General features: G+C 64.5%; 23 protein-coding genes and 1 pseudogene. 11 read left to right on the forward strand and 13 right to left on the reverse strand.

Translation table 11 applies throughout. The features are described 5' to 3' along the window. Window positions 1-744: 744 nt before the first annotated feature. The 4 genes and pseudogenes from ACZ9H4_RS00005 to ACZ9H4_RS00020 form a co-directional block, all read right to left on the reverse strand. Window positions 745-978, reverse strand: coding sequence for a hypothetical protein (locus ACZ9H4_RS00005; RefSeq protein WP_408323480.1), 234 nt, complete (start codon window positions 976-978; stop codon window positions 745-747). A 148-nt stretch (window positions 979-1126) separates the two neighbouring features. Further along, on the reverse strand, window positions 1127-1732 hold the full coding sequence (locus tag ACZ9H4_RS00010) for a hypothetical protein (RefSeq protein ID WP_476117961.1): 606 nt from the start codon (window positions 1730-1732) through the stop codon (window positions 1127-1129). Between the two features lie 532 nt (window positions 1733-2264). Beyond that, window positions 2265-2785, reverse strand: a pseudogene (locus ACZ9H4_RS00015) (low affinity iron permease family protein). 121 nt (window positions 2786-2906) lie between these two features. Next, on the reverse strand, window positions 2907-4154 hold the full coding sequence (locus ACZ9H4_RS00020; RefSeq protein WP_476117962.1) for an MFS transporter: 1248 nt from the start codon (window positions 4152-4154) through the stop codon (window positions 2907-2909). Between the two features lie 343 nt (window positions 4155-4497). Between ACZ9H4_RS00020 and ACZ9H4_RS00025 the strand changes: the two genes are divergently transcribed. Further along, a complete protein-coding gene (locus ACZ9H4_RS00025) occupies window positions 4498-4770 on the forward strand; it encodes a hypothetical protein (protein WP_408138737.1) in 273 nt (90 codons plus the stop codon). Between the two features lie 58 nt (window positions 4771-4828). Here ACZ9H4_RS00025 and ACZ9H4_RS00030 read toward each other — a convergent pair whose 3' ends face one another. Then, window positions 4829-5350, reverse strand: a complete 522-nt coding sequence (locus tag ACZ9H4_RS00030) for a hypothetical protein (protein ID WP_476117963.1) — start codon at window positions 5348-5350, stop codon at window positions 4829-4831. A 546-nt stretch (window positions 5351-5896) separates the two neighbouring features. Here ACZ9H4_RS00030 and ACZ9H4_RS00035 point away from each other — a divergent pair. Together ACZ9H4_RS00035 and ACZ9H4_RS00040 are read left to right on the forward strand one after the other, a co-directional pair. Beyond that, complete coding sequence (locus ACZ9H4_RS00035; protein ID WP_408138741.1) at window positions 5897-6223, forward strand: H-NS family nucleoid-associated regulatory protein; 327 nt, start codon at window positions 5897-5899, stop codon at window positions 6221-6223. A gap of 287 nt (window positions 6224-6510) precedes the next feature. Next, entirely contained in the window at window positions 6511-6792 is a 282-nt protein-coding gene (locus ACZ9H4_RS00040; protein ID WP_408138743.1) for a hypothetical protein, read from the forward strand. 62 nt (window positions 6793-6854) lie between these two features. Here ACZ9H4_RS00040 and ACZ9H4_RS00045 read toward each other — a convergent pair whose 3' ends face one another. The 3 genes from ACZ9H4_RS00045 to ACZ9H4_RS00055 form a co-directional block, all read right to left on the reverse strand. Further along, window positions 6855-7478, reverse strand: coding sequence for an arsenate-mycothiol transferase ArsC (locus ACZ9H4_RS00045; protein ID WP_476117964.1), 624 nt, complete (start codon window positions 7476-7478; stop codon window positions 6855-6857). A 270-nt stretch (window positions 7479-7748) separates the two neighbouring features. Continuing rightward, window positions 7749-7949 (reverse strand): hypothetical protein, encoded by a 201-nt coding sequence (locus ACZ9H4_RS00050; RefSeq protein WP_408323478.1) that lies wholly within the window; start codon window positions 7947-7949, stop codon window positions 7749-7751. Between the two features lie 313 nt (window positions 7950-8262). Beyond that, window positions 8263-8661, reverse strand: coding sequence for a hypothetical protein (locus ACZ9H4_RS00055; protein WP_476117965.1), 399 nt, complete (start codon window positions 8659-8661; stop codon window positions 8263-8265). 369 nt (window positions 8662-9030) lie between these two features. On the opposite strand from ACZ9H4_RS00055, the gene ACZ9H4_RS00060 reads away from it, so the two are divergent. Continuing rightward, entirely contained in the window at window positions 9031-9696 is a 666-nt protein-coding gene (locus tag ACZ9H4_RS00060; protein WP_476117966.1) for a gamma-glutamylcyclotransferase, read from the forward strand. 4 nt (window positions 9697-9700) lie between these two features. Here ACZ9H4_RS00060 and ACZ9H4_RS00065 read toward each other — a convergent pair whose 3' ends face one another. Further along, a complete protein-coding gene (locus ACZ9H4_RS00065) occupies window positions 9701-10435 on the reverse strand; it encodes a J domain-containing protein (protein WP_408323476.1) in 735 nt (244 codons plus the stop codon). Between the two features lie 410 nt (window positions 10436-10845). On the opposite strand from ACZ9H4_RS00065, the gene ACZ9H4_RS00070 reads away from it, so the two are divergent. The 7 genes from ACZ9H4_RS00070 (at window position 10846) to ACZ9H4_RS00100 (ending at window position 17631) form a co-directional block, all read left to right on the forward strand. Further along, window positions 10846-11505 (forward strand): NADPH-dependent FMN reductase, encoded by a 660-nt coding sequence (locus tag ACZ9H4_RS00070; protein WP_408152098.1) that lies wholly within the window; start codon window positions 10846-10848, stop codon window positions 11503-11505. 342 nt (window positions 11506-11847) lie between these two features. After that, window positions 11848-12063 carry a transcriptional regulator gene (locus ACZ9H4_RS00075; RefSeq protein WP_175159099.1) on the forward strand — a complete coding sequence of 72 codons (216 nt, stop codon included), beginning with the start codon at window positions 11848-11850 and terminating at the stop codon, window positions 12061-12063. 420 nt (window positions 12064-12483) lie between these two features. After that, complete coding sequence (gene iaaH / locus ACZ9H4_RS00080) at window positions 12484-13938, forward strand: indoleacetamide hydrolase (RefSeq protein WP_476117967.1); 1455 nt, start codon at window positions 12484-12486, stop codon at window positions 13936-13938. Window positions 13939-14003: 65 nt separating this feature from the next. Further along, complete coding sequence (locus ACZ9H4_RS00085) at window positions 14004-14828, forward strand: CDP-diacylglycerol diphosphatase (RefSeq protein ID WP_476117968.1); 825 nt, start codon at window positions 14004-14006, stop codon at window positions 14826-14828. Between the two features lie 136 nt (window positions 14829-14964). Beyond that, complete coding sequence (locus ACZ9H4_RS00090) at window positions 14965-16020, forward strand: fatty acid desaturase (RefSeq protein WP_408323472.1); 1056 nt, start codon at window positions 14965-14967, stop codon at window positions 16018-16020. 522 nt (window positions 16021-16542) lie between these two features. Continuing rightward, window positions 16543-16821: a DUF1488 family protein gene (locus ACZ9H4_RS00095; protein WP_408138762.1), complete on the forward strand. Its 279-nt coding sequence runs from the start codon at window positions 16543-16545 to the stop codon at window positions 16819-16821. A gap of 18 nt (window positions 16822-16839) precedes the next feature. Continuing rightward, window positions 16840-17631 (forward strand): phosphate/phosphite/phosphonate ABC transporter substrate-binding protein, encoded by a 792-nt coding sequence (locus ACZ9H4_RS00100; RefSeq protein WP_408138764.1) that lies wholly within the window; start codon window positions 16840-16842, stop codon window positions 17629-17631. Window positions 17632-17640: 9 nt separating this feature from the next. On the opposite strand, the gene ACZ9H4_RS00105 is transcribed toward ACZ9H4_RS00100, so the two are convergent. The 4 genes from ACZ9H4_RS00105 to ACZ9H4_RS00120 all read right to left on the reverse strand — a co-directional run bounded on the left by ACZ9H4_RS00105 (window position 17641) and on the right by ACZ9H4_RS00120 (window position 23502). Beyond that, entirely contained in the window at window positions 17641-19677 is a 2037-nt protein-coding gene (locus ACZ9H4_RS00105; RefSeq protein WP_476117969.1) for an acetyl/propionyl/methylcrotonyl-CoA carboxylase subunit alpha, read from the reverse strand. 90 nt (window positions 19678-19767) lie between these two features. Then, window positions 19768-20553 (reverse strand): enoyl-CoA hydratase/isomerase family protein, encoded by a 786-nt coding sequence (locus ACZ9H4_RS00110; RefSeq protein ID WP_408138768.1) that lies wholly within the window; start codon window positions 20551-20553, stop codon window positions 19768-19770. Between the two features lie 31 nt (window positions 20554-20584). Continuing rightward, window positions 20585-22192: a carboxyl transferase domain-containing protein gene (locus ACZ9H4_RS00115; protein ID WP_408138770.1), complete on the reverse strand. Its 1608-nt coding sequence runs from the start codon at window positions 22190-22192 to the stop codon at window positions 20585-20587. Window positions 22193-22320: 128 nt separating this feature from the next. Further along, window positions 22321-23502, reverse strand: a complete 1182-nt coding sequence (locus ACZ9H4_RS00120) for an isovaleryl-CoA dehydrogenase (RefSeq protein WP_168668902.1) — start codon at window positions 23500-23502, stop codon at window positions 22321-22323. Window positions 23503-23580: the final 78 nt, after the last annotated feature.

Below are 23580 nucleotides of genomic sequence, written 5' to 3' on the forward strand. Positions count from 1 at the left end.
TCTCGCTGTAATAAATCCGGCGTCGCTGTTTCATTTGCAACACTCCTGCTGCTTACGCAGTCTTCAGTGTGTTGCATCCACCGGTTGAATGCGCCCAGGCGTTGCCGGCCGAAAAAGGCTCGTTCCATTACATTGGCAAAAAGACTGGCAACTATCGTCTACCCTAGCGGCGGCGCCGATGACATTTGGCATAGGGCGCGACTGACAAAGAATGTTGATATATATCGCCAGGGGCACGTGCACAGGCAGCCCGACCAGGCGCCATGAAGCCGACGTGGGAAGAGTAGCGAGCGCACTCGAAATCGCCGGTTATCCGGTTACCTGCGGCGCCTTACGTGGTCCGCGGTGCAGCCGGCGCAGCCTCAATGCTGTCCGGCGTTCAACAGCATCCAGATCTGCTGCGCTGGCGGGCCGGCGAGTATTCGCGCAAACACCGCGCGGCATCGCATGCAGGTGTAGTGCTCTTCCTTTCGCGTATCCGCTACCGCGCCGACGCTATCGAACCTGAGATTCTCGTGCGGGGGACTCGCAGCCGGTTCGCCGTAAAGATCAGAGCACGGTCTGCAAGGTTGAATCCACAGGTCCATGTGTGTTTTTGCCAATGAATGAGCACTGCCCGTGCAGGGATATGTCGACACATAGGAACGAACTCCGCCTGCTTCTACGAAGGCGGTTTCCGCGCGAGCTTTCACTTCTCGCGCGGAAACCGGGCGGCGCCGCGTCCACACACCGCGCAAGCCACGCCTACTCGTCCGATTCGATGAAAAGCATCGAAACATACAGCACGGTCGACACGATGATGATGCCCACGCCGACCAGCACTTTCGTCCGGTCGAAATAAAGGCCGCCCTTGATCACCACGCCGATTCCCACGACCGCCGCCAACGTGCCGAACGCGGCGAGCCCGAGATGCACCTTGCTGCGCAGGAGTTTTCTGCGAGCCGATGCGTCGGTGGACTTCACTGGTTTCTGTTCCATTCCATGCTCCTTCACGCGACGCCATGACCGCGTCGACGATCGTTGCCGGGCACGGCGTCGAACTTCGGGCGCAGCGCGATTTCGAACCGCAATCGCGCTGCCGCCGACGTCGTACGCGATGTGGCGGGTCATTCGCACCATGCGTTCGTCATTTGAGCTCCGCGCCGTCGCGCGACACGGAGGCCGCGATAGCGGCGACGAATACCGCCCGCACCGAATCACCGACTTTGAGGCCGGCCAATGAAACGTCTGGCGAGACGTCGAGCGTTTCGGTGCGCGTCGGCCCGCGCAGCGTGACCGAGTGACGCTTGCGGTCGATTTTCTGCACGGTCGCCACGACCTCGACGCGGCGCGCCGACGTCACCACGCCACCCGACGCAGGCTGCGCGAGCTGGGTGTCGATGCGCTGACGGATGCCGCTCGTCGCAACCTTGTCGACGCCGATCAGAACGGCCTTCTTGTAAGCAATGTTGACGATGTCGCCCACGTGCAGCTTTTTCACGTCCGCCAACTCAGGATTCACGTCAACGACGTCGACGTTGCCACGCGGACCACGCAATGCGACGCTGTTCGTCTCCGCATCGATCGCGACGACACGCGTTTGCACGCGAACCAGCGCCGCCGCGCCGACCGCCTGCGGCACTGAAGCCGGCTCCTGAGCCATGGCCGGGTAAGCCGTTGCGAGCAGTAACGCCAGCACGGCCGGAATAGCCTTCATGCGACTCAACTTCGACTTCGGTGTCTTGCAAGCCATGGATTACTCCTTTGATTGTGTCGTTGCGACAAGTCAATCCCACAAGCCATTCCATTGATCGCCCGTGCGCTGTCTTCGACAGGCCGCGCAGGATGATCGTACACGCGAGCCCGCTCCGCCGCCATGATCAGCCGTTGTTGATTCCGCGTGACGGGGTGGCGTGGCGGCACGGATCGGCATCGAGGCCGATCTATGGCGCATTGAAGTTGTATTGGATTGGCAGACCTGTGGGTACGGCTGCCTCATTGCGGCCAGCGCAAACTGGATACACAGGGAACAGGTTCGCATGCCGTGGTATTGCGCCACGACTTCGCGGGAAGGTTGAACATGCGCTGCCGGCGACCAATCGGTCGGACGCCCCACGCCGGATGAAAGTTGGTGACGCGCTTGACCCATGCTAGTCAAAACGCGCTTCGGGGCGAACTAACCACCGCGCGCGCATACTTCACAGTTCGCGACCAGCCCTGGCGGAAGATCGACGCCCCGGATACCGAAGCCAACTCAGTTGGCAAATAATCGCATCGAGCTTATTTCATTCACTCGCCTGCACCGGCTTCTTTTCCACACAGGCATCGACATCGACGCTTTCCGCGCGAGTACCGGCGGCCTTGCTCGCCAGTTGCAAATACGCTGCGGCAAGGCGTCGAAGTTCGTCCTCGGATGCGGCCTCGATACCGATCAGCTGATTATTCGCGGCGCGATGCGAAGCGAGCAGTTCGTTCAGCTTCAGATGCACGGCCACGCTGTCCTTGTTCTGCCCTTGCTGGATCAGAAAGACCATCAGAAACGTGATGATGGTCGTGCCGGTATTGATGACCAGTTGCCAGCCATCGGAGAAGTGAAACAGCGGTCCGGTGATGGCCCAGACGAGCACCGTAATCGCCGCGACGCCGAAGGCGACCGGCGAACCCGCCAGCCGCATGACCGAACTGGCAAAGGCGTCGAACGCTCGTGTGACGGGGTGCGTTGGTGCGTTGGTGCGGGAACCGTACGGGATGCGTCCGGTGCGGTCCCGAGACTATCCGCAGATGAGCCAGGTGCGGCTTCTAGCATGGCGGCCTCCGTCGGCTGCGAATCGTGTTATCCAATTACCACTGGTAGCACGACCACAGCACATTGCATGCCTATGCCGTCTGACTCCCCCCCCACGGCCCGCGCGCGTCCCGCAGAACCGCTAGTCGATGCACGCCGGACAGGCGATCGCCTTGGCCGCCGCACGCTGCTCGATGCTGCCGAAGCTCGCCAGCGCGGCGAGTCCCAGCAGCGCGAGGCCGGCGCCGAACAGAAAGTCGGCCGGGATGCCGACATGGTCGACCACCACGCCGCCCACCAGCGACCCCAGGGCAATCGCGACCTGGATGATGCTCACGAACAGCGCCGACCCCGCTTCCGGCGAGTCCGGCGTCGCGCGCTGAACCCAGATGCTGAAGCACAACGGCAACGCACCGAACGACACCCCCCACGCTAGCACGAACGCCATCACGCCAAGCGACGAATGCTGCAGGAGCGGCAGCGAGACCAACGCGAACATCAACAGCGAGATCATCGCGCCGACCGACGTTTTGAGGTTGCGCGTCACCGTCGACGAAACGGCGAAGTTCGAGAAGAAGCCGATGATGCCGAAGCCGAGCAGCAGCCACGTGATGGTCGACATCGACAGATTCGCGTTGCGCAGCAGGAACGGCGTGACGTACGTGTACGACGAGAAATGCGCACCGAATACGAGCGCCACCATCAGCATGCTGCGGCGCGGATGCGGCCGGCGCAGTACATCGACCAGATCGCGCAGACGCAGTGCGGTGGACGACGGCAGCGACGGCACGAAAAAGAACTGCGCGACGAGCGCGAACGCAACCAGCACGCCGGTGGCAAGAAACGACGTGCGCCATGAGGCAAAGCTCGCGATGAAGGTGCCGAGCGGCACGCCGATCACGGTCGCACAGGTGACACCGGTCAGGATCGTCGCCATGGCTCGCGGCGCATCTTTAGGCTGCACGAGACGCCCCGAGGCCGCCGTGGCCAGCGTCCAGAAACCGCCCAACGACGCACCGAGCAGCGCGCGTCCGAGCAGCATGAACAGAAAACTGGGCGCAAAAGCCGAAATCAGGTTCGATGCCAGCAGCAACGCGGTGAGCAAAAGAAAAACGCGCCGCCGATCCATGCGGCCCGCCACCAGCATCAAGCCCGGCGCCGATATCGCGGCGATCACGCCGGGCACGGTCACCATCAGGCCTGCCGTGCCGGGCGACACGCCCAGATCCACCGCGACACGCGGCAGCACGCCGACGGGCAGAAACTCCGTCGTCACGAATGCGAATGCACCAATCGCGACGGCGCCGACCGCCAGCCACGAACGCAGCGACGACGAGACGCCGTCGTCCGTCGCGGCGCTTTGCGCCGGCAGATTATCTTCAATCAACATAGTATTGTTCGCGGGTTATTCAACAACGGGTGAGATTGGAGCGGCCGCACCGCACTAATCGACTCGCGCACGGCGAATCACAATTGAAAAAGCAGGCCTGGTAGCCTGCTTGCGATTGCCGTCGGGGAAAGACAGTGGGTGAAACCCGAATGGACGACACCTTAACATCGTCTTTAATCGCTCGCTGACCACACCGGAAAATTGCAGTCGGTCGTGGGGGTATTCAGCGGATCGCAGTGAATTTGTCTGAGGCGGCTGCGCGCGCAATGCGGGTATAGCGTTTGCTGAAGCCCGTCGGCATTCAACGCAAACTCATCGGCCAACCAGAAGAAGGAACTCGCCCATGCTGACCACCCGCCCCTGCACCGCCACCTGCGTACTCGACGGCATGCCCGTCACGTTGACCTTCTATCCGGACAATGGCGTGCTGCGCATTGCGGATCCGTCGGGTTTCTGTGTGAGGGAGATGCGCTGGCACGCGTCGTGGCGCGCGCTGCTGGATGAATTCCGCAGCTACAACGAGCGCAGCGAACTGCAAGGACGTGGTGTCGCCGAGATGATGGACCGCATTGGCGGGCAGACAAGCCAGTCCCTGCAAAATCTGGCGCTGGCGTGAAAACGACACGCGGGACGCGGCGTCTTCCTCCGGACGCCGCATGCCCCTCGTTGAGCGGTCATTGACCGAAATAGATCTTGCACTGAGGTCCGGAGCCGCAGGCCTGGCCGTGCCGCCCGCCTGTTTGCGCCTGCCCCGCGGCCACGCCGCCGTACGACACGTTCTGCGCTCCTTGCGCGCCCGTCTCCGTGCCGTGCCAGGTTTCGCCGAGCGACATATCGGTCGTCGCCTGCGCCGATTCATTCGCGTTCCGTTGCATCTGCGCGCTGCCGGAGATTGCGCTGTCCGGCTGGCCCTGCGGCCCCATCGCGTTGGCCGTTCTGGGCGCGAGAAGCAGAACGGCGCTTGCGGCTACCACCAATAAACGTAATTTCATGGCCAACTCCTCGAATCCGGCGCGGCAGTGCTCGTCCTCCTGAAGAGTGATCCGCGAAAACCAACTTGCCCAATCGGGCTGAGGAACAGATCGATGCCGATGCGCGACTGCCGTGCCGGGCCATCGAACTAAACGGGTAAATAATTGCCATCCTCGCGGCCGATACCAGATGCGTTCTGGCAAATCGCCGGAACCGGTCGCCACAAGCTGGCAGCGCGAATAGCTGTTGCGCTATTTGGTTATAGCTCGCCCATCCGGGAATTCAAACCGGGGGAAACGGGTGCCGGATGAGGCCGATACCGTTCGATAAACCGCATTCACCGATAAAATCACCCAGTGCGGCGCGTGCTTTGGCCGCTCAGTGCGTTATGATGCTGCCATAACGTAAAAAAGCGGCGCGCACGCAGCACCGCCGAGAGACGGAGCGTGGACCTGAAGTCAGCCATTCGCAATCAGTGCATTGTCACAACAGTTCTTTCCATTTGCGGCCGCGAGGCTTATCGAGCCTTGTCCGCCGCACGGCGAAGCGCTGGAATATTCACTGGTCGGCACGGCGGTTTATAGGTGCCCGCAACGGACATAAGCTGTATTGCGATTTATGGAGCAACGTTTTTAACGCAGCTCATGGAATTCCTTCGATCGATCACCCCAACGCGGGCCGGCCCCTTTAAAAGGGATCGACGCATCGCGACTTTCCCTTGCAATCTGTAACTGACAGAACGCTGGACGTTTTAGAAGGACGAATATCTTATGGACGAAAGAAAGCGAGATAGCATGATTGCGTATCTCCGCCATCGCATGGAAGAGTTTGGCATCAAACCAGAAGACCTTGCTGCCGTGCTGGCGTCCGAGCCGATGGCGCAAAAAGCCGAACGCTACCGCAGCGCGACCGGCGACAGCTGGGATGGCCAGGGTGAAATGCCCCAATGGCTGAAACAGGCAATCAGCGCAGGTCAATCAATCGACCACTTCGAATTGACGGCCAAACCGGCCCCGGCCCCGCAGCCGAAAAAACACGTGGACTGGAAGAACGATCCGTTCGCCGGAAGTCCGCTTGCGCGTTCCAATAGCCGCTAAGTCACAGTCAAGCCGTAAAATACTGTCGAGCCGCTCACGTAAAACGCACACCCCACTTTCTCCCGTGGGTCATCACTGGTTCTGGCATACAGGCGTGCCCGCCGACGCGCGTGCACAGCCCCCTTGCGCCCTGCCGATTTGCATCCAGACGCCCGTGCCCGCCGTATATCCGGTGAGAGCAGCGCAATCGCGCGTTGCCGCCCGGGACCGGTCATGCACGTCATGAGCGGGACATGTCCAGCTCGCAGCGCCCCCTGACGCCTGATGAGCTCGCAAGGAGAAATGTGATGCGACTATCGATGCTTGAAATCACGCTGGGCTGCCTGGCGGCTCTGACAATGGCGAGCGGCCCGGCGTTCGCGCAAGGCGGCGGCAACGGTCAGGGAGGCAGCGGCGGCGGCAATGCGCATAGCGCCGCGACGGCGGGCATGACGCATTGGGGCGACCCCGCGCCGAGTCCGCTCGACGCGATGCCGGGCGGCGCCGTGAAAAAACTGGATGCGATGGATGGCGGTATGCAGCCTACGTCGCCGAAAGGCCCGGTGAAGGCCACGAAGACCGGGCAATGAGGCAGCCGACGCCGGGCAATGGATGGCCCGAGGTATCCGTTCAGGCGTCGTTCATGCGTCGCTCAGGCGTTGCACGTGGTGGTTCGATCCGTTGACAGGACCGTTCCGGCGTTCAATGCATCGCCGGCCGAAACGGGCGCGACGTGGCGCTCCGCGTAGGGCGCGCCGCTCGCGTTCAAGGTCTGCCCGGCGCTCGTGATCGCGGCGGCGTCAATATGGGCCTCAGCAGCGCGTGCCGGCGCTGCCGCATATTGCGGCCATTCGATAAACGCGCTGACCTGCTTCACGATCTGCCAGAACATCTTGTCGAACAGCCGCACGCGCTCGTCATCCGGCACACCGTCGGCGAGCGGATCGGCGAAGGTCCACGCGAGCAACGAAGGCGCACCAGGAAACGCAGGCGCGTGATGTTCGTCGACGGATTCGTCGAGCGCAATGACGAGGTCCATGCGCGGCGCCCATTCGCCGGTGAATTCCAGCCAGCTTTTCGGGCTAAGCACGTCGCGCCCCGAAATGCCTGGCCGAAGTTGCGCGAGCGCCAGCGGATGAACCCGCGCGGCAGGCTCCGGCCCAGCGCTGAATGCGTCGAACCTGTGTCCGGCCAGTTCGCGCAGCAAAGCTTCCGCAATGATGCTGCGTATTGAATTATCGCGGCAGAGAAACAGCACTTTGTATTTTCTGGTCACGCTCACCCCGTACCCATGTTTTATTTTTGCTTCTGGGCGCCATTGTGCCGGCCCAGTCTTGCGCCCCCGTGACACTACGATGTCTTAAATACTTGCGCCACGGGAATTTCTACCAGGGGTCTCAACTCACGGGCACTGAACGCTCTATCGTGTTCGCCGCGAAGTGTACCAGCGTGAATGGTTCGGCTTACATCCGGCTGTCGGTCGCATGCGCGGCGGGTACGGCGACGCACTGCTGCAGGCCGGCTTCGAGGCCAGGACGTGCCGCCTTCAACCGGCACTCTCGCCGTCGCGCTGCCGCGGCATGGGCCGATCCGCCGCATCGCTGCCGGCGGCCGGCGCTTGAGGAGCCTCGTCGAGCGACACCTCCGGCGATGGCGTGCTGACCGCCTTCACTCCATTAGCAATGGCTGGCGCCGCGACGTAGGGGATAAACGCCGCGATCGCCACTACCACGATGAAAGTAAACATGGCCGTCGTACCTCCGGGGATGGACTGCGGGAGTCGAGCGAAGCGGGGTGTTCGCGGGAAAGGATGAGAAAGAGCGATCGCCCGTCATGCGGCGCGGCGCGCGGATGGACATATCGCACGCGCATAGGCGAACGGCGTGCCGATGCATCAGCGACCGCGCGTCCGGCAGCGAGGCCGCGCGGCACTTTACACCTTGGCGCGTCACGAACGTGTCATTGATTCTAGAAGCGCCAGTTCGAACGCTAAAGCCCGCCCCCTATATCAATTCGGTCTACGTCTATGATCTGGCGGCCAATGCGTCAGGCGTCATTCATCACACAGCGGCGGTTTCGGCGACCTTGCGCTGCGGCTCGCCGGGCTGATCGCCGCTCGACGCGGTGCGGCGGCTCAGAAACGCAAACGACGCGCACGCCGACAGCAGCGTGATCACGATCAGCACATGCACCAAACGCGTGAACGCCTGCGTGTAGTTCTGCGCCAGATCATGCCGGCTGATTTGCGGCAGGCTCGCGGCCGCTTGCGCAAGATCGCCGGTCGTCAGACGCTGCACCGCTTCGGCGATCTGCTCAGCTGTCACCGTCACCACCGTCAGCCCGGCCCGCGGGGTCTGCGCAATACTATGCGCAACGCTATGCGCGAGGCTCGTCTGCGCGAGGCCGGCGAGAATCGCCGGCTTGCCGCGCTGCCCGACAGGTGGGCTTGCAGTTTTCATTGATTAGCCCTTTCCTTGCGTGTGAATCCAGCCAATGCCCGTCAATCGCGCAGCGAAGCGCGTACTTGCCTCGCGCGCGTGGTGCGGCACTCAAGGGGGCTATTCTCGTGGCCGAGTCGGCTCGGATAAAGTGCGTGCGTGTCGTGACGGAGCGGCCTGGAACGCGGCAATCGCGCGCGTGACGACCGCATCGGCGGGCAAGACAGCGTGGCGGCGCGCGTACCGATTAGCCTCGTTCGCGCGACGCAGTATTTACCGCGGACGAATTTATTCCGCCCCGCGGTCATACTTCAGGTTGACTTCTGCAGCGGCGCGCGAGGCCGACCGATACCCCGATACCCGCGCGCCCCACCATCACGGAACCCACGGATGCTGAACCGACACGCCATTCGCTCCGGCGCATACCTCGAAAGTTTTGATTCACTGCCGAGCGAGCTGCTCTGGACCCAGGCGCGAATCGACGCTTCGCTCGCGCAAACCTTGCGGCAGCGTCCGCATGCAGACGACGTGTGGGTTTTCGCGTACGGCTCGCTGATGTGGAATCCGATCTCCGACTTCGACAGCCGCCGTATCGCGACGCTGCATGGCTGGCATCGCAGCTTCTGCATCCGGATGATCGCCGGGCGCGGCACGCCGGAGCAGCCGGGACGCATGCTCTCGCTCGAAGCGGGCGGCAGCACGCAAGGCGTTGCACTGCGCCTCCCCGGCGCGACGCTCGAAGAAGAGCTGCGGATACTCTGGATTCGCGAGATGGTGATGGGCGCTTATCGTCCGACGTGGGCCGCGCTCACGCTCGACGACGGCACCCAACTATCGGCGATCGCCTTCGTGGCGGAGCCCGGTGGGCTGCAATACGAAAGCGATGCGCGAGCGTCGGCCATCGCGCCGTCGATGGCCGTGGCCACGGGTCTGTTCGGCACCAACGCCGAGTATGTGTTCAAGCTGCAAAGCGCGTTGGCGGATTGCGGTCTGAACGACCCTTATATCGACGAACTCGCGGCCGAACTGATGGGCCTCGGCAGCGGGCCCGCGTGAGCCGTCAGAAGCGCAAGCCGTTCAGAAACTGAAACCACAGACCGCCGAGGGCGCCGGCCGGATGCGCGTCGGTGGTGGGGTCTTCGCGCTTCGCGTGGCTCGCGTGGTTGGGCTGGCTGGTTTGGCCGGCGCGTTTGCCGGGTACGTCGCGAGCGGCGGCGTCCTTCGCCGCAGCGGCGTCGGCATGACCCGATGCGGTCGCTTCAGCCGCTTCATCCGTATCGCTCGAATGGCTTGCCTCGCTTGCCTCGCTTGCTGCAGCGGCCGCGTCGGTCCTCGCGGCCTCACGGCGCGACGCCTGCAACGCCGCCACGCTGTCCGCGATCTGCGCGGCTCGCCTCGCTTCGCATTGCCGCCCGAGCAACACACCGAACAGCACGTCGCGATTGTGGCCTTCGTCGGCGAAACGGATCGCGACCGAGACCATCTCCGCGTACGCCGCTTCGTCGGCCGCACGCGCCGCCGCCTCGCGCTTTGCCTGCGCCTGCTGCTGGCGCGTGCGCTGTGCTTCCCAGCCGCGCATCTGCTCTGCATAGACCGCGTCGTACACCTTGCGCTGCGCGGCGTCGGAGAGAATTGCGTAGGCGTCCTTGATCTCCTGGAACGCGGCGCGCGCCACTTCCTCGGCGCCGCTATTGCGGTCCGGATGCCACTTCATCGCGGCTTTCCGATAGGCGCGCTTGATTTCGTCATCGGTGGCGTGCGCGTGCACGCCAAGCGTGTCATAAAGGGTTGTCATTGCTTGCTCGACCTCGCCGGGAATCATCGCGGCCCATCGTAGCATGCGAAAAACGCCGCTATCGTGACGCGGCGCGTGCGGGCGCGGCTGCAACGGCACAAAAAAAAGGCCTCGCCACCGTGGTGGCAAGGCCGAGTCCCATGTCAAGGAGTGTCATGGAGGAGACGATTCGATCATAGCCGTGCGTGGCCGCGCCCCCAAACAACGGTTCGCCATATGCTTATCTGGCGTGGCCTCACGTGCATTGCGGCGTGCCGCCGGACCGCGCGGTTATATCGTTAGAACAAAAAGTCGCTTAGCCCCGCGTCCCGCGGTCATTAAGATGACACTTCAAAGTCCGGTTCGCCCCGGCCCGTCTGCGTGCAGCCCAGCGCAGGCGTGTCGCGAACCGCTACCGAAGGAGCATTTCGTTGACCCGATTCGATCATCATCGCCGGCCGCTCGTCATCGGCATTGGCGGCACCACGCGCGCGGCATCGTCGACTGAACGCGCGCTCGGCTTCGCCTTGCGCGGCGCCGAAGCCGCGGGCGCGAACACCCGCCTGTTCGGCGGCACGTTCCTGCATAGCCTGCCCCACTACGCGCCGGAACAGCCTAACCGGACCGCCGAACAGCTCGAACTGATCGAGGCCGTGCGCCATGCGGACGCGCTGATCATCGCGACGCCCGGCTATCACGGCGGCGTGTCCGGTCTGGTGAAGAACGCGCTCGACACGCTCGAAGAGTTGCGCGCCGACGAGCGCCCGTATCTGGACGGCCGTGCGGTCGGCTGCATCGTCACCGCTTATGGCTGGCAGGCCGCCGGCTCGGTGCTGACGTCGCTGCGCTCGATCGTCCATGCGCTGCGCGGCTGGCCCACGCCGTTCGGCGCGGGCATCAATACACTGGAAACGCGCTTCGATTCCGTCGACACCTGCTCCGATGCGAAGGTCGTCGAGCAGCTCGCCACAGTCGGCCAGCAGGCCGCGCAATTCGCGCTGGCGTTCAATGCGCATCGCGCCACGGGCCCGCTGCCGTCCACCAGCACGCTCAACGAAGCGCCGCCCGCGCGCCTGCTGCACGCGGTCTGATTCTTCCGATTCCCGGTCCGGCCACCCTTTCTCACGATGCCCGTGACGCCGCGCTCGCGGCCCACGGCATCGGCGTTCCGGCGATCCGTGCGGCACATAACAGACGCTTTCGCCGCCACCCTGATAGTGTGTCCGGACACAGCGATACGATCCGATCCGGGCTCCTGAAGACCGCTCCCGAACCCCGCTGATTTGCTAACGACGAAAGATTGGTTCACCCGCTGCGCAGCGCGCCCTACGCTTGACCCTGTTCGCCCATTCACTGGAGTCGTGGCGAGACGGGTTACGTCCTACGCACTGGTTTCCTTGCAACGCATGCGGGCACACTGACAAGTCGATACCATGAATTCACATATCCGCTACAAGGGTTACGAGGTCGCTCCGGCCGCACAGCTTCTGCCCAACGGGCTGTTCGCCGCCAACCTGACCATCGAAAAAACCTCGGCCAACAACGGGAAAGCGTATTCGTTCGATGCGCTCGATTACTTCTTCGACGAGGAACATGCGCTCGCTTACGCGTTCCGATGGGGACGTATGTGGATCGATAACCATCAATGACGAGGGTCGCGCCGGTCCGCGCACTCAACGGGATTGACGCGGCCGTAGCGATTGCGCCGCGAACCTGACGGCAACGAGCGTCGGTGGCGTAGCCGGCCGGCGCCCGCTTCGCTGCAGTCCCCGGCATCGTCTGTCAGACGGTTGTGCCAGAATAGGCGGCACCACGAATTCGCCTTTCGCGCGCCTGCCATGCCTGATCCATCAGCCGATGTTGTCGAGCACCCACACCCATGCCCGCGGGCATCGCGCCCGCGTGGCGCGCGGCCTGCGGGTTTGCTCTGCGGCGCTGCTGACGCAGGCAGCTGCGCCGCCCTCCCTTCCCGATGAATCCAGACTGTTCGCCAACCCGGCTTTGCGGTCGCTCGCGCGCTTCGCATTGCGTTTTCGCGCCCGCCACGCACACGACAAGGAGACGCGGCCATGCCATGGACCGTCGATGAACAACTCGCGCTGACCGCCACGCAAGCGGTCGCCGCGATCCAGTCCGGGCGCCTCAAGGCCACCGACTACGTCGCCACGCTGCTCGCGCGCGCGGCCTCGCTCTCCAGCCTCAACGCGCTCACCGCGCTCGACCTCGACGGCGCGCTCGCCGCCGCCCAGCGCATCGACGCTTTGCCGGCCCCTGTCAGGGCGCAGTTGCCGCTCGCGGGCCTGCCCATCGTCGTCAAGGACAACATCAACACGGCGGGCTTGCAGACTTCGGCAGGCACGCCCGCGCTCGCAGGCTTCATTCCGAAGGCCAATGCACCGTCCGTGCAACGGCTCGTCGATGCGGGCGCGATCGTACTGGGCAAAGCCAACATGCACGAACTCGCGTTCGGCATCACGAGCACGAATTTCGCCGCGCATGCGGGCCCGGTGCGCAATCCCTACGATCCCTCGCTGATTCCGGGCGGCTCGTCGGGCGGCACCGCCGCGGCGATCGCCGCGCGCATCGCGCCCGCGGGTCTGGGCACCGACACCGGCGGCTCGACCCGCATTCCCGCCGCGTTGACGGGCACCGCCGGGTTTCGTCCGTCGGTCGGCAACGGCGGCGCCGAGCGGCGCTATCACGACCCGAACGCCGTCGTGCCGATCAGCCACACGCGCGACACCGTCGGACCGATGGCGCGCACCGTCGCCGACCTCGCGCTGCTCGACGGCGTGATCAGCGGCTCGGACGCCTTGCCGGCGCTCACGCTGACCGGCCTGCGCATCGGCCTGCCCGTGCCGCTCTGGGAGGGGCTCGAACGACAGGTGGAAGACGTGGCGCGCGCCGCGTTGAACCGGCTCGAAGCGGCGGGCGTCGTGTTCGTGCCGCTCGCGATGGACGAACTGGAGCACCTGAACGGGATGGTCGGCGGCCCGGTTGCGATCCACGAAGCGCTCGACGACGTGCACGCCTGGCTCGTCGCCAACGACGCCCCGGTGAGCACGGTCGCCGACATGGCGGTGCGCATCGCGAGCCCGGACGTGCGCGCGATCTACGACAGCGTGCTCGCCGATGCGCTAGGCGGCCACTACGCGGCGGCCTTGAACCAGTGGCGGCCGCGCTTGCAGCAGTACATGGCCGCGACGTTCGCCGGCGAGCGCCTCGACGCGCTGCTGTTTCCGACCACGCGTCTCGCCGCCGTGCCGATCGACGAGCTGAGCGGTTCGTCGAGTGTGTCGATCGACGGTGGGCCGTCGATCGACACGATGGAGGCGTTCCTGCGCAATACCGATCCGGCCAGCACGTCCGGCATTCCGGGGCTGTCGCTGCCCGCGGGAATGACCGCGAGCGGCCTGCCGGTCGGCCTCGAACTGGACGGGCCGCTCGGTGCCGACCGGCGCCTGCTTGCGATCGGCGTCGCGTTCGAGGAGGTGCTCGGTCCGGTACCGGCACCTGTGCTTTGAGGCCGCCGGTTGCCCTTTGCCCCTTCTGACAGCCCACTCTTCCGAACACATCATCCCAAGTGCCGATGCCAACACCGACACCCACCCGCTTACCCGCCCGCTTATCCACCCGCTTACCCACCTCCCCTCAGCGAACCCAATTACGCCATGCCGCGCGGCTGACCGCGGCACTCGCGATTGCCCTCACCGTCGCCGCATGCGCGCGCCTTGCCACCGTCGATTCGAACGCGTTGTGGAAAATCGTCGACATACGCTGCGTGCCGTCGCAGCAGGCCACCGGCACGCCGGGCCAATGCACGCGCGTCGATCTCGACAAACGCTACGTGATCCTGAAGGATATCGTCGGGCGTTCGCAGTATCTGCTGATTCCGACCGATCGCATCACGGGAATCGAAAGTCCACTGATACTCGCGCCGCATGCGCAGGATTACTGGGTCGACGCGTGGGACTCGCGGCATGATGTCGAGCAGTCGGTCAAGCGTACGCTGCCGGACAATCTGCTCGGGCTCGAAATCAACTCCCAATATCGCCGCTCGCAAAACCAGCTGCATATCCATATCGACTGCCTGCGCCGCGACGTCAGCCTCGCGCTCGGGCGTCACGCGAAAGACGCGCCCGGCCAATGGCATTGGGATACGATCGACGGCAGGCGCTACCGGATCATGCGCGTGACTTCGTTGAGTGAGGCCGGCAATCCTTTTCGCATCGTCGCGCGGGACAATCAGGATGCCGAAGCCATGGCGACGCAAACCATCCTCGTGACGGGCGCGGGGCCGACAGCGGACACCGACGGCTGGCTGATCCTGAACAGCGGCATCGACATCGACAATGGCAGCGGCTCGGCCGAAGGTTTGATGGATCACGCGTGCCGCGTCGCGGATGCGCCGTGAACGGGTGAAAACACGCCGCCGCAAGGCCTGGCCGCCTATGCACGATTGAGCAGATACTTTGCTCGATAAATTGGTTCTGGTAGCGCGTAGGGGTCCGTAGGATCGGTCTGAACCTGCACGATGACCGATCCTGCCCATGGCGATTTATCTCGACGACGCACAACGCAATTCCATCGCCCGGCTGGCAAAAAGCTGGACCTGGCGCACGCAATGGCCCACCTGGGCGCTGATCGTTGTGATCTACGGCGGATGGTTCGGCGTCGTGGCTCATGCGCGCGAACTCGGCCTGCCGTTGACCGCCGGACTGCTGGCGGTATTCGGCGCGTGGTACATGTCGCTGCAGCACGAACTGCTGCATGGGCATCCGACACGCTCGCCGTTCGTCAACGCGTTGCTGGGTTTCGCGCCGCTCGCGGTGTGGTTTCCTTACCGCATCTATCGCGACTCCCATCTTCAGCATCACGACGATCCGCATCTGACGCATCCCGGCATCGATCCCGAGAGCTATTTCGTCAGCCAGCGCGTATGGCAACGTGCGGGATGGACGATTCGCGCGCTGCTGGCTTTCCGCAATACGTTTATCGGCCGGCTGCTGGTCGGGCCCGCGTTCGCTATCGCCGCCACCGGCGTCGAGGCACTCGGCAGGATCAAGCGCGGCGACTGGCGCGACGTGCCGTCGTGGCTCGCGCACTTCGCCGCATTGGCCGCGCTCACGGTGTGGTTGCAGCGCAACTGTGGCATACCGGCGTGGGTTTTCATCGTCGGCGTGGGCTATGGCGCGCTGTCGCTGGGTTCGGTCCGCTCGTTTCATGAGCATCGCACGGCGCACGATCATGCGCATCGCACCGTCGTCAATGAAGCGGCGTGGTGCTGGCGGCTGCTGTTTCTTAACAACAACTACCACGCGGTACATCACGATCTGCCACACGTGCCGTGGTTCGCGCTGAAAAAGATCTACGAAGCGCGGCGCGACGCTTACCTCGATCGCAACGGCGGCTTTCTGGTAAGCGGTTATAGGGAATGGCTGGCGCGCTACGCATGGACGCCGGTCGCTCATGCCGTGCATCCGGCAAACTACCCGCTACCCGACGACACCTGGCTCGATGCGTTGCCGTGGGTCAGGCGCTGGCGAGCGCTGCAACCATCGACCATACCGGCTGATCTTCAGACCGGTGCGCAGTCGCAACGATAGATGCGTCACACCCGGCTTCGCCTGCTCGCTCGATTCATGCGGCCTGCTTCGCACACGAAGCCGCTCACGCGATCAATGGCAACCGATCGCACAACCAAGCGCCCCTAGCGCCCCGACAATGCCCACCCCAGCGCCAAGCCCGAACGTTTCGAGCGAAGTCGCGCAGCCCTGCAGACCACAAGTGCAAACCAGCGTCGCGGCGAATAACCAACGCCGGACCCGCTTGCGCATCACCACCGTGCCGCATTGACTACCGTCATTCATCCTGTCCCCCTCCGTACCGACTGTCCCGAGCAAAGGCGAAATCGCCGCTGCGAGTGTAGCCAGCGCATGCGCGCGAACAACCGACGAATACCGGCCAGAAACAGGCAGCCGCTTACAAAAGCTTGCCGGCAGGTAGTCAATTTCCGCCCAAGTCAGGCCTCGGAATGCCCGCCATTTCACCGCAAATGCCGGTTCTCCCACATACTCAAAACTTACGGCTCGTCATCCTGTTGACTCGGGCGTCGGAGGGAGATCGTCATGTCGGTTTATGTCGATGAAGGGTTCAGGCCCTGTGTGACGGAATGCGCGACGGTCGCGTTCCGGGTGTGCTGCGACGATCGTGCGCAGATTTTCGAAGTCAGCGCCGAAGCGCTCGTCACGTTCTGCGGGGCGGCTAGCAGGCGCAAGGAGGACCTGCTCGTCGCGTTCGAAGACGCCCAACTGGAGATCCTGTCGGTCGCCGCGCAAAAGTGGATCTTCAGACCGACCGAGCCCGTGCGGCTCGGACTCGACGAATTCCGAATGGTCAGACATTAGCCGTGTCAGAATCGCATCATGACCTGGATCGCCGCCCTGCCGATGTATAACGTCACGCCCGCCCTCGACTTCGAGTGGCGCGAGTGGCTCGTCGACGTGCTGCGCCGGGTCAAGCCGGCGTGCCGCATCGTCGAGCCGGACGAGGAATTGCACGGCTTCTGGCGGCGCCCCAACCTGCTGCTCTCGCAAACCTGCGGCTATCCGCTGATGCACGGCCTGCACGAACAGGTTCGCCTGATCGCGACGCCGCGCTTCGACGCGCCAGGCTGCGAGGGCGCGCACTACGCGAGCGTGCTGGTGACGCGGGCGGACGCCCAGTTCGATACGCTCGCGGCCTGCCGCGGCGCGCGCGCCGCCTACAACCAGGACGATTCGAATAGCGGCATGAATGTGTTTCGTCATGCGGTCGCGCCGCTCGCGCGCGCCGGCATGTTCTTCAGCACGGTGCTGCGCACGGGCTCGCATCTCGGTTCGCTGCGGGCCATCGCGGACAATCGCGCGGATGTCGCCGCGGTCGATTGCGTGACCTTCGCCTTCGTCAACGATGTGATGCCCGAGTTGGCGCGGCGGGTTCGCGCGATCGGCATGACGGCGGCGTCGCCGGGTTTGCCGCTGATCGCGTCCGGCACGGTGCCGCCGGCCACCATCGAAGCGCTGCGCGACGCGCTGAACGAAACCCTCGAAGTGCGCCCCGAACGCGCAAAACGCCTGCGTTTGCAGGGCTTTTCCGTTCTACCGCTGACGGACTACGAACGGATCGGGCAGCTTGAAAACGAAGCGCGCGCCGCCGGCTATGCGCGCCTCGCCTGAGCCGCGAAACTACTGCACGTCCAGCACCAGAAGTTGCGCACCGTCGGCGACCTGGTCGCCGACCGCGTAGAGCACTTCCGTCACCGTACCGGCCGCCGGCGCGCCGATCGTGTGCTCCATCTTCATCGCTTCCATCACGAGCAGCGGCGCGCCCTTCTCGACCACGGCGCCCGGTTCGACCAGCACCGCGATCACCTTGCCCGGCATCGGCGCGGTCAGGCGGCCTTCGCCGCCTTCCGCGTCGGCGGCATGCGCGAGCAGGTTCTGCCACTCGAACGCGAGCGCCTCGCCGAGACAAAACACATGGAACGTATCGCCGTCGACGAACACCCGGCCCGTCACACGCGCATCGCCGAGGGTCGCGCGGAATTCGTGCTCGCCCGCCCCGCTCGACCACGAGAAGTCTTCGCGCACGCCGTCGTGTTCGAGCGTCTGCGTGCCGCCGTCGCGGGCGAACGAGACGGTGAACGCGTGTTCGTTGTCACCATGATCGACCTCGCGCCAGCCGAGCGTCTGCGTGTAGCCGCCGTTCAGTCGCCAGTGCGATAAGGCGTCCCACGGCGACGCGCCGTGCGCCGTGCCGCCCTCGCGCGTGAGCAGCGCGGCGCAGGCGAGCGCGAGCGCTTCCTTGAAGGGCTTCCTGTGTGGAGCAAACAGCGCGTCGTGGTGACGCTCGATCAAGCCCGTATCGAGATCGGCGGTAGAGAACGGCTCGCTCGCGACGATGCGTTGCAGGAACTCGACGTTGGTATGCGGGCCGACCACCTCGCACGCACGCAATGCGCGGCTCAGGCGCGCGAGCGCTTCTTCGCGCGTGGCGCCGTGGACGATCAGCTTGGCGATCATCGGGTCGTAGAACGGCGTGATGGTGTCGCCTTCGCGCACGCCGCTATCGATCCGCACCGGCGCCTTACGGCCCGCTGCGCCTGCCCCGGCCGCATCGATCGAGAACTCCACGCCTTCGGGCATGCGCAGGTGCTTGAGCTTGCCCGTCGACGGCAGAAAACCGCGCGCCGGATGCTCCGCATAAATGCGCGCCTCGATCGCGTGACCGTCCAGCTTCAACTGCTGCTGCGTGAGCGGCAGCGGTTCGGCGGCGGCGACGCGCAGTTGCCATTCCACGAGGTCCTGCCCCGTCACCATCTCCGTGACCGGATGCTCGACCTGCAACCGCGTGTTCATTTCCATGAAGTAGAAGTCGCCGCTTCCGGTCATGATGAACTCGACCGTGCCTGCGCCGACGTAATTCACCGCCCGCGCGGCGGCCACCGCAGCCTCGCCCATTGCGCGCTTGATTTCAGCGCTGAGCCCGGGCGCCGGCGCCTCCTCCAGCACTTTCTGATGACGCCGCTGCACCGAGCAATCGCGATCGAACAGATACACCGTGCCGCCGTGACGGTCCGCGAATACCTGCACTTCCACGTGACGCGGCCGCGTCAGATACTTCTCGATCAGCACACGGTCGTTGCCGAAACTGCTCGCGGCCTCGCGCTTGCACGAGGCCAGCGCCGCCGCGAAATCCTCGCTGCGCCCGACCACGCGCATGCCCTTGCCGCCGCCGCCCGCGCTGGCTTTGAGCAGCACCGGATAGCCAATCGCATCCGCTTCGCGCTGCAGCAGCTGCGGGTCCTGATCGTCACCGTGATAGCCGGGCACGAGCGGCACCGAGGCCGCGTGCATCAGCGCTTTCGCGGCGGCCTTCGAGCCCATTGCGGCGATGGCCGATACCGGCGGTCCGATGAAGACGATGCCGGCCGCCTCGCACGCGTGCGCGAAATCTTCGTTCTCCGACAGAAATCCGTAGCCCGGATGCACCGCCTGCGCGCCGGTTGCCTGAGCCGCTTCGATGATGCGCGCGACCCGCAGATAACTTTCCGCCGCCGTCGAGCCGCCGATGTGCACCGCCTCGTCGCACGCGGCCACGTGTTTCGCGTCGGCGTCCGCGTCGGAATAGACGGCCACGCTCGCGATGCCGAGCCGCTTGCAGGTCGCGGCAACGCGGCAGGCAATCTCGCCACGGTTGGCAATCAGGATCTTGTTGAACATGAATGTCTCGATGAAATGGGCCGTTCGGCGCTGTTGTTCTGATCGGGTCGAGGCGCACTCATGCGCCCCGGCAATGGGCCTGCTCGCGCGTCAGCCTCGCCAGCCCGGCGTGCGTTTTTCGAGGAACGACGCGACACCTTCGCGGCCTTCCGCGCCGGCACGCGTGCGCGCGATGCGCGCCGCCGTGTCTTCGATCATCGCATCGTTCAACTCGTGGCCCGCGATGTCCTGCACGAGCTGCTTGCAGGCGCGCACCGCTTGCGGCCCATTCGCGCAGAGCGTGTCGGCGATCTGGGCAACGGTGGCGTCGAGCTGCCCCGCTTCGACCGCTTCGCTGACGAAGCCGAGGCGCAGCGCGGTCGCACAATCGAAGGCCTCGGCAGTGACGAAATAGCGGCGCGAGGCCTGCTCGCCCAACGCGCGGATCACGTACGGCGCGATGGTCGCGGGAATCAGACCGAGCCGCGCTTCCGACAGGCAAAAACGCGCGCTCTGCACCGCCACCACGATGTCGCACGCCGCGATCAGGCCCATGCCGCCCGCGTACGCGTCGCCGTTCACCCGCGCGATGACCGGCTTGTTGCAGCGATACACCGACTGCAGCATGTTCGCGAGCAGCATCGCATCGGCGCGGTTCTCGTCGTCCGAGTAACCGGCCATCTTCTTCATCCAGTTCAGATCGGCGCCCGCACAGAACGCCTTGCCGTTCGCGGCGAGCACGACCGCACGCACGTCGTCGCGCGTGTTCAATGCCGTGAAGGCCGAGGTCACTTCGGCGATCATCGTCTCGTTGAACGCATTGCGCACGTCCGGGCGATTCAAGGTGACCGTGGCGACCTGTCCGGCCAATTGCACATTCAGTGTTTCGTATTGCATCGTCGCAGCTCCCGCGCTTCGTCGCGCATCGTCACATTCTGAACACGCCGAAACGCGTGTCTTCGATCGGCGCGTTCATCGCGGCCGACAGGCCAAGGCCGAGCACGTCGCGCGTTTGCGCCGGGTCGATCACGCCGTCGTCCCATAGACGCGCGCTCGCGTAGTACGGGTGGCCCTGATGTTCGTACTGGTCGCGAATCGGCTGCTTGAACGCTTCCTCCTCTTCGGCACTCCACGCGCCGCCCTTGCCTTCGATGCCGTCGCGCTTGACCGTCGCCAGCACCGACGCCGCCTGCTCGCCGCCCATCACCGAGATGCGCGCGTTCGGCCACATCCACAGGAAACGCGGCGAATACGCGCGCCCGCACATGCCGTAGTTGCCCGCGCCGAACGAGCCGCCGATGATCACCGTGAACTTCGGCACCTTGGCGGTCGCGACCGCCGTCACCATCTTCGCGCCGTTACGCGCGATGCCTTCGTTTTCGTACTTGCGGCCCACCATGAAGCCGGTGATGTTCTGCAGGAACACCAGCGGAATCTTGCGCTGGCAGCACAGTTCGATGAAGTGCGCGCCCTTTAAGGCCGACTCCGAAAACAGAATGCCGTTGTTCGCGATGATGCCGACCGGATGCCCCCAGATATGCGCGAAGCCGGTGACGAGCGTGGTGCCGTAGCGCGCCTTGAACTCGTCGAACGCGGAGTCGTCGACGATGCGCGCGATCACCTCGCGGATATCGAAGGGCTTACGCGTATCGACGGGAATCACGCCGTACATGCTCTTCACGTCGTAGCGCGGCGGCTTCGGTTCCTGCAACGCGAGCGGCGTGGGTTTCGTGCGATTCAGATTGCCGACGATGCTGCGCGCAATCCCCAGTGCGTGCGCGTCGTTTTGCGCGAGATGATCGACCACGCCCGACAAACGGGTATGCACGTCGCCGCCGCCGAGATCTTCAGCGCTCACCACTTCGCCCGTCGCCGCTTTCACGAGCGGCGGGCCGCCGAGAAAAATGGTGCCCTGATTCTTCACGATGATCGACTCGTCGCTCATCGCCGGCACATACGCGCCGCCCGCCGTGCACGAGCCCATCACGACGGCGATCTGCGGAATGCCCGCCGCCGACAGATTCGCCTGGTTGTAGAAGATGCGGCCGAAGTGATCGCGATCGGGGAATACGTCGTCCTGATTCGGCAGATTCGCGCCGCCCGAGTCGACCAGATACACGCAGGGCAAATGATTTTCCGCGGCGATCTCCTGGGCCCGTACGTGCTTCTTCACGGTGACCGGATAGTAGGTCCCGCCCTTGACCGTCGCGTCGTTGCAGACAATCACGCACTCCTGCCCCGCGATTCTGCCGATGCCCGTAATCACACCCGCGCCGGGCGCGTCGTTGTGATACATGTTGTACGCGGCGAGTTGCGAGAACTCGAGAAACGGCGTGCCGGGATCGAGGAGCTTCTCGATGCGGTCCCGCGGCAACAGTTTGCCGCGCCCCGTATGTTTGTCGCGTGCGGCCTGGCCGCCGCCTAGCGCGAGCCTGGCGACCTTCGCGCGCAGATCGGCGACCAGCGCTTCGAGCGCCGCCGCGTTGGCGCGAAAGTCGTCCGAGCGCGGATTCAGCCTGGATTCGATGATCGGCATGAAGTAGCTTCTCCTTTTTGCCGCTTTTTATAGGGGCCGGGCGTTCGGCGCGCCACGTCGAGGCGCGCCATCGTGTGATGGACATGCGCCGCGCGATTGTTCGCACGACGCAACGCCATCACCGCACGTCAGACCGTTTCGGCAAACAGCTCGCGGCCGATCAGCATGCGGCGGATCTCGCTCGTGCCCGCGCCGATTTCATAGAGCTTCGCATCGCGCCACAAGCGCCCGACCGGATACTCGTTGATATAGCCATTGCCGCCGAGAATCTGGATCGCCTCGCCCGCCATCCACGTGGCTTTTTCCGCGGTATAGAGAATCACGCCTGCGCAGTCCTTGCGCACCTGGCGCACATGCTCGTTGCCGAGCGTGTCGAGTTGACGGCCCACGGCGTACAGATAAGCACGGCACGCCTGCAGCGTGGTGTAGAGATCGGCCACCTTGCCCTGAATCAGCTGGAACTCGCCGATCGACTGGCCGAACTGTTTGCGGTCGTGGATATACGGCACCACCGCGTCCATCACCGCGACCATGATGCCGGTCGGGCCGCCCGCGAGCACCGCGCGTTCGTAATCGAGGCCGCTCATCAGCACCTTCACGCCGCCGTTCAGCTGGCCGAGAATATTTTCTTCCGGCACCTCGACGTTCTCGAACACCAGTTCACCGGTGTGCGAGCCGCGCATGCCGAGCTTGTCGAGCTTCTGCGCCACCGAAAAGCCCTTCATGCCCTTCTCGACGATAAACGCGGTAATGCCGCGCGAATTCGCTTCGGGATCGGTCTTCGCATAGACCACCAGCGTGTCGCAATCCGGCCCATTGGTGATCCACATCTTCGTGCCGTTGAGCACGTAGCGGTCACCCTTCTTCTCCGCCCGCAGCTTCATGCTGACCACGTCCGAGCCCGCGTTCGGCTCGCTCATGGCGAGCGCGCCGACGTGTTCGCCGGAGACCAGCTTGGGCAGGTATTTCTGCTTTTGCGCGTCGGTGCCGTTGCGGTGAATCTGGTTCACGCACAGATTCGAATGCGCGCCATACGAAAGGCCGACTGAAGCCGACGCGCGCGAGATCTCCTCCATCGCGATCATGTGCGCGGTGTAGCCCATGTTCGCGCCGCCGTATTCCTCCGACACCGTCATGCCGAGCACGCCGAGATCGCCAAACTTGCGCCACAGGTCCATCGGGAACTGGTCCGTGCGATCGATTTCCGCGGCGCGCGGGGCGATTTCCTTGGCGGCGAATCCCGCGATGCTGTCGCGCAGCATTTCGATTTCTTCGCCGAGCGGGAATTGCAAACCGGGCAGGTTGTGCATTGCTGTGTCTCCAGAGTTCGTTGACGACCGGTCGCCCTCATGGGGCGCCGGCAGGTCCGGGCGCGGGTCGGGCGCAGC

The sequence above is a fragment of the Paraburkholderia sp. TE9906 genome, from assembly GCF_056279605.1.

Excerpts from the sequence above, each read along its gene's own strand:
- ACZ9H4_RS00085 (WP_476117968.1), top strand. The coding sequence starts at position 14,004 with ATGCCAACACCGACACCCACCCGCTTACCCGCCCGCTTATCCACCCGC.
- ACZ9H4_RS00035 (WP_408138741.1), top strand. The coding sequence starts at position 5,897 with ATGGACGAAAGAAAGCGAGATAGCATGATTGCGTATCTCCGCCATCGC.
- ACZ9H4_RS00100 (WP_408138764.1), top strand. The coding sequence starts at position 16,840 with ATGACCTGGATCGCCGCCCTGCCGATGTATAACGTCACGCCCGCCCTC.
- ACZ9H4_RS00040 (WP_408138743.1), top strand. The coding sequence starts at position 6,511 with ATGCGACTATCGATGCTTGAAATCACGCTGGGCTGCCTGGCGGCTCTG.
- ACZ9H4_RS00055 (WP_476117965.1), bottom strand. The coding sequence starts at position 8,661 with ATGAAAACTGCAAGCCCACCTGTCGGGCAGCGCGGCAAGCCGGCGATT.
- iaaH (WP_476117967.1), top strand. The coding sequence starts at position 12,484 with ATGCCATGGACCGTCGATGAACAACTCGCGCTGACCGCCACGCAAGCG.
- ACZ9H4_RS00020 (WP_476117962.1), bottom strand. The coding sequence starts at position 4,154 with ATGTTGATTGAAGATAATCTGCCGGCGCAAAGCGCCGCGACGGACGAC.
- ACZ9H4_RS00095 (WP_408138762.1), top strand. The coding sequence starts at position 16,543 with ATGTCGGTTTATGTCGATGAAGGGTTCAGGCCCTGTGTGACGGAATGC.
- ACZ9H4_RS00075 (WP_175159099.1), top strand. The coding sequence starts at position 11,848 with ATGAATTCACATATCCGCTACAAGGGTTACGAGGTCGCTCCGGCCGCA.
- ACZ9H4_RS00010 (WP_476117961.1), bottom strand. The coding sequence starts at position 1,732 with ATGGCTTGCAAGACACCGAAGTCGAAGTTGAGTCGCATGAAGGCTATT.
- ACZ9H4_RS00105 (WP_476117969.1), bottom strand. The coding sequence starts at position 19,677 with ATGTTCAACAAGATCCTGATTGCCAACCGTGGCGAGATTGCCTGCCGC.
- ACZ9H4_RS00115 (WP_408138770.1), bottom strand. The coding sequence starts at position 22,192 with ATGCCGATCATCGAATCCAGGCTGAATCCGCGCTCGGACGACTTTCGC.
- ACZ9H4_RS00005 (WP_408323480.1), bottom strand. The coding sequence starts at position 978 with ATGGAACAGAAACCAGTGAAGTCCACCGACGCATCGGCTCGCAGAAAA.
- ACZ9H4_RS00090 (WP_408323472.1), top strand. The coding sequence starts at position 14,965 with ATGGCGATTTATCTCGACGACGCACAACGCAATTCCATCGCCCGGCTG.
- ACZ9H4_RS00050 (WP_408323478.1), bottom strand. The coding sequence starts at position 7,949 with ATGTTTACTTTCATCGTGGTAGTGGCGATCGCGGCGTTTATCCCCTAC.
- ACZ9H4_RS00065 (WP_408323476.1), bottom strand. The coding sequence starts at position 10,435 with ATGACAACCCTTTATGACACGCTTGGCGTGCACGCGCACGCCACCGAT.
- ACZ9H4_RS00060 (WP_476117966.1), top strand. The coding sequence starts at position 9,031 with ATGCTGAACCGACACGCCATTCGCTCCGGCGCATACCTCGAAAGTTTT.
- ACZ9H4_RS00025 (WP_408138737.1), top strand. The coding sequence starts at position 4,498 with ATGCTGACCACCCGCCCCTGCACCGCCACCTGCGTACTCGACGGCATG.
- ACZ9H4_RS00110 (WP_408138768.1), bottom strand. The coding sequence starts at position 20,553 with ATGCAATACGAAACACTGAATGTGCAATTGGCCGGACAGGTCGCCACG.
- ACZ9H4_RS00120 (WP_168668902.1), bottom strand. The coding sequence starts at position 23,502 with ATGCACAACCTGCCCGGTTTGCAATTCCCGCTCGGCGAAGAAATCGAA.